General features: G+C 48.9%; 1 protein-coding gene. It reads right to left on the reverse strand.

Annotated features, from left to right (window positions below):
• A partial coding sequence (locus ACXAH9_RS17240) for a hypothetical protein (RefSeq protein ID WP_474896094.1) occupies positions 1 to 223 on the reverse strand: 223 nt, incomplete at both ends.

Raw genomic sequence — 223 nt, forward strand, 5'->3', positions numbered from 1 at the left:
CCACCTCCAATATCGGCGTTTCCTACTACGTCCGTTGCACCACTGGAAGAAGTGACTACTGCAGTCTCTGTAAAGAATTGTTCTGAGGCTCCACTATGATTGAAGGTTTCTATCCAGATCGTATTTCCTCCTGACCAGGCACCATCACCTGCTGTGGTGAAGTTTCCGCTATTGCCAAAGGTAATCGTAGGATTGGTCCCAGGGTTCATCGGCTCATCATAGG

Source organism: Ekhidna sp. ABH4_415, from assembly GCF_056161305.1.